This window comes from Streptomyces sp. NPDC006283, assembly GCF_040613325.1.
Lineage (GTDB): Bacteria > Actinomycetota > Actinomycetes > Streptomycetales > Streptomycetaceae > Streptomyces.
On sequence record NZ_JBEXRZ010000245.1, the window covers coordinates 1 to 10,384 of the forward strand.

The following is a 10,384-nucleotide window of genomic DNA, read 5'->3' on the forward strand; positions in this document are numbered from 1 at the left end:
GCCTGCAGCCGGCTCGCGCGGTCGAAGGCCCGCACGAACGCGGTGGCGCCCAGCCCTGCCAGCGAACGCCACGCCGCGGCCCTGCTCGTGTGGCCGAGACGGGCGGCCTGTGCCTGGCGGATGTTGGTGACGGCGTCCAGCAGCAGAAAGCTGATCCGGTACATCACCAGCGCCACATCGACCACCGCCGGCGGCACCCCCGCCCGTACCAGCCGCGGCAGCACGTCGGACACGGGCGTCGTGAAGGCGAACAGCAGCACGCCCAGCGAGGCGGCGGAGGTGCGCAGCAGCAGCCCTGCCGCGTCCGCCGGTCCGCCGGGTGCCACCGAGACCAGGCCGTCCGGGCCGCCCACCGCGAACAGCAGCGGCACGGCGCCGGTGACACAGAAGCCCAGCGGGATACGGAAGGCCCGCCACAACTGCCGGGGCGCCACACCGGCCGGACCGAGCAGTACGGCCAGGGTGGCCGCGGCGACGAGGACGGCCCCCGGCCAGGGCGGCAGGCAGACCGCCGTCACGGTCAGGCCGAGCCCGAGGACCGCCTTTTCGCACGGGTGGCGGCGGCGCCAGCGACTGCTGTGCGCCGCCGCGTCGATCGGCAGCATCTGCGGCTACGACACCGTAGTGGTGCTGTCCGCGTCCCGGCCGGCGGCCCCGGACTCCTTGCCCAGGGCCCGGTCCTCACCCTGCCGGCGGCCCTTCCGCAGCCCGAAGTAGTACGCCAGCACACCCGCGCCCAGCGCCGCCTGCAGCGAGAACAGCGCCGACTCGACCTCCCCTGACGGCGGTTCGTACAGCGGCGAGAACCACGGTTCGTAGTCCGGCTCGAGCTCCGTGATCGCCGCCTCCGCCTCTCCGTCGGCGCCGGCGAACGGCTCCTCCTTGTGGTCACCGAGCCCGAGGACCAGTGGCAGCACGGCCAGTGCCGCCACGATCAGCAGCAGCAAGGTGTTGATCTTCGCGTTACGGCTCATCGGACCGCCGCCTCCTTCTTCGCACCCTGGACCAGGACACCGAGCCGCGTGAGCTCGCCCTTGCTGGACTGGCTGAGCAGCCGCATCACGAGCACCGTGAGCAGACCCTCGCTCACGGCCAGCGGCAGCTGTGTGATGGCGAAGATCCCGCCGAACTTGGCGAGCGCGCCCAGGAAACCGGTACCCGGGTCGGGGAACGCGAGTGCCAGCTGGACGCTGGTGACGCAATAGGTGGACAGGTCGGCGACGAACGCGCCGAAGAAGACGCTCACCATCAGGGGTACGTCGAACCGGCGCAGCAGCCGGTAGATCCCGTACCCGGCCCACGGCCCGACGATCGCCATCGAGAAGACGTTGGCGCCGAGTGTGGTGAGCCCGCCGTGCGCCAGCAACAGCGCCTGGAACAGGAGGGTGATGGTGCCGAGTACCGCCATGATCGGCGGTCTGAACAGGATCGCGCCCAGACCCGTGCCGGTCGGATGCGAACAACTGCCCGTGACGGACGGGATCTTCAGCGCCGACAGGACGAACGTGAAGGCCCCGGACGCACCGAGCAGCAGGGTCGATTCGGGATTGGCCCTGACCTCTCGGGTCAGGGCCCGTACGCCGTGGACGACGAACGGGGCGGACGCGGCGCCCCAGGCGGCCGCGTGCAGCGGGGGGAGATAGCCCTCGGCTATGTGCATGATGTGGGAGACCCTCTCCAGCACCTCGTGGATGGACAACGCACCTCGGCCGGTCTCCTGGCTGACGGGTCATGCCGTCCGGGCTCCGCCTTCCCGGGCACCACGCGCAGGCGTGGTGTCCCAGTGGCTCCCCGTGAGGGGGTGGAACCGGACTTCCCGATCACAGTGGCGAGGGCCGCACCGGTACTGCACCGGTTTCCCGAACACCAAGGCCCCGTGACAGTAGTGCGCCGACCAGGCACATCACAAGCCGCGCACGGGCGCACCGGCCCGCGGCCGGGTGAGCTGTTCACCACATCCCGGCCACGCGCCGCTCACACGTCACTGTTTTCGGTAGCCGTACGCCTCCGCCGCCGCGGCCTCCACCGCGTCCAGATCGCCCCCCGCGCCGGCCGTCACCACCGCCGCGACCGCGCCCTCCAGGAACGGCGCGTCCACCAGCCGTGTCCCCTCCGGCAGTTCGTCGCCCTCGGCCAGCAGCGCCTTGACCGTCAGCACGGCGCTGCCCAGATCGACGAGGACCGCGACGCCCGCGCCACGGTCGACCTGCTCCGCGGCCGCGACGATCAGCTCCGAGCTGGTGCCGAGGCCGCCGTCCGGTGTGCCGCCCGCCGGGGCCACGGGAGCCGTACCGCCGCCTCCTGCCAGCTGCTTGGCGAGTTCGGCGACGGCCGCGGCCACCTCCCCGCTGTGCGAGACCAGCACGATGCCCACCTGATTGCCGTCGCTCATGCGCCTGCCGTCTCCACCGTCTCGGCGAGTGTGGCCACCATCAGGGCCGAGGAGGTCGCTCCCGGATCCTGGTGTCCGATGCTGCGCTCGCCGAGGTAGCTGGCCCTGCCCTTGCGCGCCTGCATCGGCACCGTCGCCAGCGCTCCCTGCTCCGCCGCATCCCGGGCCGCGGCGAACGACTCGGTGCTGTCACCGAGCGCCGCCACCGCCGGCTCGAGGGCGTCCAGCATCGTCTTGTCGCCGGCCTTCGCGCCGCCCAGCTGCGCCACCGCGGCGACACCCACCCGCAGTGCCTCGGCGAACTGCCCCGGGCTCACCTGCGCGTCGTCGCCCAACGCTTTGCCGGTGCGCCGCAGCAGTGTCCCGTACAGCGGCCCGGACGCGCCGCCGACCGTCGACACCAACTGCCGCCCGGCCAGCATCAGCACGGCCCCCGGCGTCGGCGGGGGCTCCTTCTCCAGGGCGGCGCCGACGGCCGTGAAACCGCGCCGGAGATTGCTGCCGTGGTCGGCGTCGCCGATCGCCGAGTCCAGCTCGGTCAGTCGGTCCGCCTCCCGGTCCACGGTGACCGCGGTGGCGGCCAGCCAGCGGCGGAAGAATTCGGCGTCGAGCACAAGCACTCCCTGGGGTGAGTCGGGTCTGTCGAGCGTTGACATGCGACGTGTGGCGTACGGTTCGGAGCCTTTTCACCGCCCCCAGCGCAGCCCCGGTGTCTGCACCGGCGCGTCCCACAGCCTGAGCAGCTCCTCGTCCACCTGGCAGAGCGTGACGGAGGCGCCCGCCATGTCGAGGGAGGTCACATAGTTGCCGACGAGCGTGCGGGCGACGGGCACCTCCCGCTCCGCCAGCACCCGCTGGACCTCGGCGTTGAAGCCGTACAGCTCCAGCAGCGGCGTCGCACCCATTCCGTTGACGAGCGCGATGACCGGGCCCGACGGGCGCAGATCCTCCAGCACGGCGTCGACGGCGAAGTCCGCGATCTCCCGCGAGGTCATCATCGGGCGGCGTTCCCGCCCCGGCTCGCCATGGATGCCGATGCCCAACTCCAGTTCACCGGGAGGCAGTTCGAACGTCGGGCTGCCCTTGGCGGGTGTGCTGCACGCACTCAGCGCCACGCCGAAACTCCGGGAGGACTCGTTCACCTGCCGGGCGATCGCCTCCACCCGCTCGAGCGGCATCCGATCCTCCGCCGCGGCCCCGGCGATCTTCTCCACGAACAGGGTCGCGCCCGTACCGCGCCGCCCGGCGGTGTACAGGCTGTCGGTCACGGCGACGTCGTCGTTGACGAGGACCTTCGCGAGCCGGACCCCCTCGTCCTCGGCGAGCTCGGCCGCCATGTCGAAGTTCAGCACGTCACCCGTGTAGTTCTTCACGATGAACAGCACGCCCTCACCGCTGTCCACAGCGGCCGCGGCCCGCGCCATCTGGTCGGGCACAGGGCTCGTGAAGACCTCCCCCGGGCAGGCCCCGTCGAGCATCCCCACCCCGACGAACCCGCCGTGCAACGGCTCGTGCCCCGACCCGCCCCCGGAAACCAGCGCCACCTTTCCCGCGACCGGCGCGTCACGCCGCACGATCACCCGCTTGTCCACGTCCACGGTCAGCTCGGGATGGGCGGCCGCCATCCCCCGCAGCGCGTCTGCGACAACGGTCTCCGGCACATTGATGAGCATCCTCATCGGTTCCTCCTGGAAAGGTCGAAATCCGGGCCTCTGCATGGGATTCTTCAGGTGGGCGGGTGGACAGACACTTGGCCCCGAGCCGTCGCCGACGGCTCGGGCGGGGGCGGGGCCGACGCCGACCTCATGCCCGCAGCGGACTCCGCCGTACACATGGGTTCTGTCTCAGCAGCAGCGGAAACCCTCACGGGGATCGGCCTCCCGGGCATCCATGCGGCTGCGTTCGAACTCGCGGCGGGACATCACCTTCGCGCCGGGGCCGTGCGACCTGGCACGGGCGACGTACTGGTCGTACACCGACTCTCCCGACACCTCGCGCATGGCGTACGGACCGAGCGCGGCCGCGAGCATCCAGACGGCGGAGATCTCCTCGCCGTGTGAGAGGGCGAGCACGCTCCAGCCGACCGCGCCGACCAGTGCGACGATCACCCAGGTGACGATCGACTGCGGGCTCATGTGCCGCTGGGAAGTGTTCGACGACTCCGGCTCGGCCATGGCGTGGCTCCCGTCCCGTCACGATCACCTGCAACGCGAAAGTGATCCAGTGGACCGTTCACCAGACTACCCGCGCCCTGTGACGATCACCGAAGTTCAGCCTGCGCCACGCGGCGCTGCTCCATGGGTGAACACCGGTCGGGCCATCCGGAGCAACGTCGGACGCGCGAACCGCGGGCCGTCGTGCGGCACCCCGCCCGATCTGGTCCGCACACTGTGCGCGGCGGGACCATCGGCGGCCCCCGAGCCCTGACCGCGTCAGCCCTTCTCGGGCTCTACACCCCCGGCGGAAGAAGCGGTGGCCGTGTGGTCCGGGTGGTTCTTGGTCCGGCGGGTCTCCTTCATCTCGGCTTCGTAGAGATGGTCCTTCCCGTCCGCCAGAGCGTTGCGGATCGACTCCTCGATCTTCTGGAAGGGGCGGTAGTAACTGGCGTTGTACTCCTCGATGATCTGAAACGTCCAGTGCCCGGGGATCACGTTGCGGCCGAGTACTTCTCGTTCGACGCGGTCCGCGTCACCGTGGTGCCCTGCCGCGCGCAGGAACCGCACGGCGTCGTCCAGCTGGAAATCGGCCGTCCCGGTGAGCTGATGGAACTCGTACAGCGCGCCGCGAGCCCGCTCCGTGGTCTCCAGCGCCTTCGAGAGCGCGCCGAGCGCTTGCACGGTGAGGTCCGTGACACCCGCGGGCCTTCGGTGCCGATCGTCCGGGCCGTCGTGCTCAGTGGTCATGTGCTGTCTGCTCCCGCGTGGTCGATCCGGCAAGGGGATGGCGGCGGGCCGGTCGAACACGGAGCTGTGCGCGAAGGCGCTCGGGCTGCTCGGCCGCTCGGGCCGCTCGGGCCGCTCGAGAGGGAGAGCGTACCGACGATCATGTCGAGGGTGGAGGAGGCACCGCCCGGTCGGGTCACAACCAGAGGTACGCCCGTGGCGGCTCCTGGCATCGGCGTCCGAGGCGTGGTCGGCTTGACCGCCCGTCAGTTCGTGCGCCCGCAAGGTGAAGGAGACGGATGATGACCGACCCCGGGGCACAGCGCTCGGCCGCATCCGCACACGCGCCTGGGACCGAAACAGGGCGGACTGGGTGAGCCGACGCAGCCTCGACGGGAACCGGGTGGCCGACGCCGTGATCGTGGGCGGTGGCGCGGCCGGTCTCTGCCTGGCCCAGTGGCTGACCAGCACCGGTACGACCGCCGTGACGGTGGTGGAGGCGCCCGACGGGCCGCTGCGGCCTGCGGAGCGGACCTGGTGCCACTGGGACGACGGACCGGGAGTGTTCGAGGACGCCGTGGTCGCCTCCTGGCCGCGACTGCGCGTCCGTGGCACCGACGGCCACGTCGTCGAGGCGGCCCCCGCGCCGCTGCGCTATCGCATGATCCGCTCGGGCCCCTTCGAACGACTGGTCCACGCGCGCCTGGCCGCCTGCCCGGCAGCACACGTGCTGCGCGCGACCGCCGAAGCCGTGCGCTCCGTGCCGGACGGAGCCGAGGTGCGGTGCACGACACCCGACGGACGGGCGCTGACCGTGCGCGGCAGGTACGTCTTCGACTCCCGGCCCCTGCGCACTCCGCCACCCGCCCGTACGGCCCTGCTCCAGCACTTCCGCGGCTGGTTCGTACGCACCGCCTCCGCCCGTTTCGACCCCGAGGTGGCGGACCTCATGGACTTCCGGGTGCCGCAGCCGCGCCACGGGCTCGCCTTCGGATACGTCCTGCCGCTCGGTCCGGACCGCGCACTGGTCGAGTACACCGAGTTCTCCCGGACCGTGCCGACGACGTCCGCGTACGAATCGGCCCTCCGCCAGTACACGACGAACGTGCTGCGGCTCGGCCCGCTCACCGTCGAGTCCGCCGAACAGGGAATCATCCCCATGACCGACGCGCGTTTCCCACGCCGGATCGGACCGGCCGTCTTCCGTATCGGGGCCGCGGGAGGCGCCACACGGCCGGCGACCGGGTACACGTTCGCCGCCGTGCAGCGGCAGAGCCGGGCCATCGCCGCCGCGCTGCACCGCGGTGGTGAGGTCGTTCCCAGACCCCACGGCCGCCGGGCGCTCGCGATGGACGCCGTCCTGCTGCGGGCACTCGACACAGGCCGGATCGACGGGCCGGAGTTCTTCACCGACCTCTTCCGCCGCGTCCCCATGGAGCGGCTGCTGCGCTTCCTCGACGGCGGGAGCACCCCGTGGGAGGAGTTCGGCATCGGCCTTTGCACGCCTGTCGGCCCGATGCTCCGCACGGCGGCCGAACTGCCCTTCCTGCCCCGCCGCACCCCCGCACAACCCGAAGAGAGCCGCTGATGACGCTGCTGCGAGACCGCGACCTTGCCCGAGCTTTCGATCACGCCTCGCACACGTACGACCGCCTGACGGCGGTGAACCCGGGCCACCGAACCGATCTGCTCCGCTCTGCACGCCGTCTCCGGCTGCCCCGCGGCGGAGAAGGCCTGCGGGTGCTCGACCTCGGCTGCGGCACGGGCGCGTCGACACGGGCCCTGCTGCGGGCCGCCCCTCATGTGCGGATCACCGCCGTCGACGCGTCCGCAGGCATGCTGGAACGGGCTCTCACGAAGCCCTGGCCGTCGACCGTGCGCTTTCTGCACCTGACCGCGGAGGAACTGCTCGAAGCCGACGAAGAAGGCCCCTACGACGCCGTCTTCGCCGCCTACCTGTTCCGCAACGTCACCGAACCCGACGCCGTCCTCAAGGCCGTCCGCGCACTGCTGAGACCTGGCGGCCGACTGGCGGTGCACGACTACAGCCTGAGCGGTTCCTTCGCCCACCGGACCCTGTGGAAAGCGGTCTCCCGAGGGGTCATCGTCCCGGCGGGCACGCTGACCGGAGACCGTGAGCTGTACCGCCATCTGCGGCGCAGCGTCCTCGCCTTCGACACCGCCCCCGCCTTCGCGGCCCGCCTCACCCGGGCAGGCTTCCCGTACGTCCGCGTCCTGCCGGTCGGCGGTTGGCAGACCGGCATCGTCCACACCTTCCTGGCCGGGGCACCCTCCCGGCCCGCCGAGGGCGGCCCCTCATGAAGGCATCACAGCAGCGCACGGCCGCCCGGCACGGACGCGACAGGAAGACGGCCGCACGGCGCGGACGTGACAGGAAGGCGGACGTCATCATGCCCGCGCCGGGACGCGACCGCTTCACCGGCGACGCGCCCAGCACCGCGGTGATCGGCGGCGGCATCGCCGGTCTCGCGGCGGCGACCGCGCTGGCCGAACGCGGGGTCCGCGTCACCCTGTACGAGCATGAGGCCATGCTCGGCGGACGGGTCGCGGGCCGGCGCACCCGCCTCGCGGACGGCTCCGAGGTGACCATGAGCCGCGGCTTTCACGCCTTCTTCCGCCAGTACTACAACCTGCGCGGTCTGTTGCGCCGCACGGACCCGGACCTCTCCGCGCTCACACCGCTGCCGGACTACCCGCTCCGGCACAGCAGCGGCCTGACCGACAGCTTCGCCCGCGTGCCCCGGACGCCGCCGTGGAGCGCGCTCGGATTCCTCGCCCTCAGCCCCACGTTCGGATGGCGTGACCTGGCCGCGATGAATCCGCGTGCGGCGCTGGCTCTGCTCGACGTCCGGGTGCCCGAGGTGTACGAGCGGTACGACGGCGTCAGCGCCGTCGACCTGCTGCGGGGCATCCGCTTCCCCGAGGCCGCCCATCATCTGGCTTTCGAGGTCTTCTCCCGCAGCTTCTTCGCCGACCCGGGTGAACTGTCCGCCGCCGAACTGCTGGTGATGTTCCACATCTACTTCCTCGGATCGTCCGAGGGCCTGCTCTTCGACGTGCCGCGCGAACCGTTCCCGCAGGCGCTGTGGGAACCGCTCGGTCGCTACCTGGAACAACTCGGCGTCGATGTGCGCACCGGCACGCCGGTCCTCGCCGTCCGGCCGGTCGCGGGCGGCGGGCTGGCCGTGGACAGCGGACGGGCGACCGACCGGTACCAGGGTGTGGTCCTCGCCCTGGACTCGACCGGCCTGCGTCAAGTGGTCGGCGCCTCCGGTGAGTTGGGCAGCGCCAGATGGCGCCAGGACATCGCCGGCCTGCGCACCGCACCACCGTTCCTCGTCTCCCGCCTCTGGCTCGACCGGCCCGTACGCGCGGAGCGCGCCGGATTCCTGGGCACCAGCGGCTACGACGGCCTGGACAACGTCAGCGTCCTCGACCGCTGGGAGGGCGAAGCGGCCCGCTGGGCGGAACGAACGGGCGGATCCGTGGTGGAACTGCACGCATACGCCGTGGACGAGAACGCGGAACCGAAGGACGTCCAGGAGCGGCTCGTCGCCCGGCTCCACGAGATCTACCCGGAGACCCGGGACGCCCGGGTCGTCGGTGCCCGCCACGAATGGCGGGCCGACTGCCCGCTGTTCCCGGTCGACGGCTACGGCCGCCGTCCGTCCGTCCCGACCCCGCACCCGCGGGTGATGGTCGCGGGCGACCTCGTCCGCACCGGTCTCCCCGTGGCCCTGATGGAACGCGCGGCGACGTCGGGGTTCATGGCCGCCAACGCGCTGCTCGCCGCCTGGGGGGTCCGTGGACACGTGCTGTGGACCGTGCCGCGCACCGGCCGCTCCTGGGCACTGCGGGCACTGGCGGCTCTGGTTCCCCGCGAGTGAAAACCGCGGCCGGTGGCGGCTCCCCGCGAGTGCGCCGTTGGCTGTTCCCTCAGCCGGGGAAGCGTCCGGTGCTGCGCAGCGCCCAGCGCCGTTCGGCGTAGGCCAGGTCGTCACGCCACAGACGGCCGGCCGTCCGGCGCATCAGGGGGCGCAGGGCCGGAGCCGCGGCGCGCGCCAGGGTGAAGCCGCGCCGGCCCGAGGCCGCGACGACCGCCTCGACCACGGCCGTCCGCGGGCTCGCGGCCCCCTCCGGGGTGAGCGGTGTGGCATGCGTCTCCACAACCGAACCGGTCCCCTCGCCGTCCGTGATGTGCATGACGACCGTGCGCGGTCCGGGGGCGGTGAACGCCGCCCGCACCGGCACCACCAGCCCGCCCGCGACCTTGAACGAGACGTGGACGGCGAACGCGTCGTCCTCGTCGCCCCGCGGGGTGCCGGCCACACGCAGGTCGACGAACGCGTACGGGTGGAACCAGGAACCGTGCCAGGGATCGAGCCGGTTCGCGACCACATCCTCCGGCTCGCACCGCCCCACCGCCGTGAACACCGCGTCCACACCGCTCCCGGGCCGGGGCCGCACCGGCACGACGGGACGCTCCAGGGGAGGCTCGCCCCCGACCGCGTCCAGCCGCACCCACACCAGCACGCCGTCGTCGTGGACGGGAAACGGCTCCCAGCCGGCGAAAGGGATGCCCCCGAGGGCCAGTCCGTGCCAGTGGCAGACCAGCGCCCCGCTCACCACCCTGCTGTTGCGCAGCGGAGCTCCGAGGTGCGGGCACGCGCCCGGCCCGGCCCGCAGCTCTCCCGTCTTCGTCCGCCACAGGACGACCTCCACGCCGCCGACGGTCCTGCCGTACGGGCGGCCGCACGCCACGATCTCCCGGGACGCTCCGACGACGAACCAGTTGCCCGACGGCCTTGCCGCTGCCCGCTTGAGCGCGCCGGCGATCACGGCGGGTTTCGCCTCCCGCCACGTCGACGCCTGCCGCGTCCACCTCGGGCCGCGACGCACCCGCAACGGCGAAGCCCACCGCTTCCCGCCTCTCCGGTCGTTCACCGGCCGGTTCCCTCCGCTCGAGCCACCGCGCTCCGCGTCGGCAGCGCCCTCACCGGAGGCCCGGCGCGCAGCCGCGCCCCGATGATCCGTACGACTCCTGCGGCCGCCGTGGCCGCCCGGCGCCGGCGCGGCACGGTGGCACGGC

12 protein-coding genes and 1 riboswitch are annotated in these 10,384 nt (G+C 72.4%); of the genes, 3 read left to right on the forward strand and 9 right to left on the reverse strand.

Annotation, left to right across the window (positions count from 1 at the left end):
- The 8 genes from cbiQ to ABZ070_RS31945 all read right to left on the reverse strand — a co-directional run.
- Nucleotides 1-605, reverse strand: a 605-nt coding sequence (gene cbiQ, locus ABZ070_RS31910; RefSeq protein WP_356638951.1) for a cobalt ECF transporter T component CbiQ, incomplete at its 3' end; no start/stop codon positions are given.
- A 6-nt stretch (nucleotides 606-611) separates the two neighbouring features.
- Nucleotides 612-974, reverse strand: coding sequence for an energy-coupling factor ABC transporter substrate-binding protein (locus ABZ070_RS31915; protein WP_356638953.1), 363 nt, complete (start codon nucleotides 972-974; stop codon nucleotides 612-614).
- A complete protein-coding gene (locus ABZ070_RS31920) occupies nucleotides 971-1,660 on the reverse strand; it encodes an energy-coupling factor ABC transporter permease (protein ID WP_356638971.1) in 690 nt (229 codons plus the stop codon). Before ABZ070_RS31920 ends, ABZ070_RS31915 begins: the two co-directional genes overlap by 4 nt.
- Before the next feature lie 29 nt (nucleotides 1,661-1,689).
- Nucleotides 1,690-1,910, reverse strand: a riboswitch (cobalamin riboswitch).
- Nucleotides 1,911-1,981: 71 nt separating this feature from the next.
- Complete coding sequence (locus ABZ070_RS31925) at nucleotides 1,982-2,392, reverse strand: PTS fructose transporter subunit IIA (RefSeq protein WP_356638955.1); 411 nt, start codon at nucleotides 2,390-2,392, stop codon at nucleotides 1,982-1,984.
- Nucleotides 2,389-3,006 (reverse strand): dihydroxyacetone kinase subunit DhaL, encoded by a 618-nt coding sequence (dhaL, locus tag ABZ070_RS31930; protein WP_356638957.1) that lies wholly within the window; start codon nucleotides 3,004-3,006, stop codon nucleotides 2,389-2,391. The genes ABZ070_RS31925 and dhaL overlap by 4 nt, the downstream gene beginning before the upstream one ends.
- A 72-nt stretch (nucleotides 3,007-3,078) precedes the next feature.
- On the reverse strand, nucleotides 3,079-4,071 hold the full coding sequence (gene dhaK / locus ABZ070_RS31935; protein WP_356638959.1) for a dihydroxyacetone kinase subunit DhaK: 993 nt from the start codon (nucleotides 4,069-4,071) through the stop codon (nucleotides 3,079-3,081).
- 165 nt (nucleotides 4,072-4,236) lie between these two features.
- A complete protein-coding gene (locus tag ABZ070_RS31940; RefSeq protein WP_356638973.1) occupies nucleotides 4,237-4,392 on the reverse strand; it encodes a YbdD/YjiX family protein in 156 nt (51 codons plus the stop codon).
- Between the two features lie 432 nt (nucleotides 4,393-4,824).
- Nucleotides 4,825-5,295, reverse strand: a complete 471-nt coding sequence (locus ABZ070_RS31945; RefSeq protein WP_356638961.1) for a hypothetical protein — start codon at nucleotides 5,293-5,295, stop codon at nucleotides 4,825-4,827.
- A gap of 352 nt (nucleotides 5,296-5,647) precedes the next feature.
- Between ABZ070_RS31945 and ABZ070_RS31950 the strand changes: the two genes are divergently transcribed.
- Genes ABZ070_RS31950 through ABZ070_RS31960 form a run of 3 tightly spaced genes read left to right on the forward strand, consistent with a single transcriptional unit; the run spans nucleotide 5,648 to nucleotide 9,182 of the window.
- On the forward strand, nucleotides 5,648-6,862 hold the full coding sequence (locus ABZ070_RS31950) for a lycopene cyclase family protein (protein ID WP_356638963.1): 1,215 nt from the start codon (nucleotides 5,648-5,650) through the stop codon (nucleotides 6,860-6,862).
- Nucleotides 6,862-7,596 (forward strand): class I SAM-dependent methyltransferase, encoded by a 735-nt coding sequence (locus ABZ070_RS31955; RefSeq protein WP_356638965.1) that lies wholly within the window; start codon nucleotides 6,862-6,864, stop codon nucleotides 7,594-7,596. Before ABZ070_RS31950 ends, ABZ070_RS31955 begins: the two co-directional genes overlap by 1 nt.
- On the forward strand, nucleotides 7,593-9,182 hold the full coding sequence (locus ABZ070_RS31960) for an FAD-dependent oxidoreductase (protein ID WP_356638967.1): 1,590 nt from the start codon (nucleotides 7,593-7,595) through the stop codon (nucleotides 9,180-9,182). The genes ABZ070_RS31955 and ABZ070_RS31960 overlap by 4 nt, the downstream gene beginning before the upstream one ends.
- 49 nt (nucleotides 9,183-9,231) lie before the next feature.
- On the opposite strand, the gene ABZ070_RS31965 is transcribed toward ABZ070_RS31960, so the two are convergent.
- A complete protein-coding gene (locus ABZ070_RS31965) occupies nucleotides 9,232-10,239 on the reverse strand; it encodes a DUF5914 domain-containing protein (protein WP_356638969.1) in 1,008 nt (335 codons plus the stop codon).
- Nucleotides 10,240-10,384 lie beyond the last annotated feature (145 nt).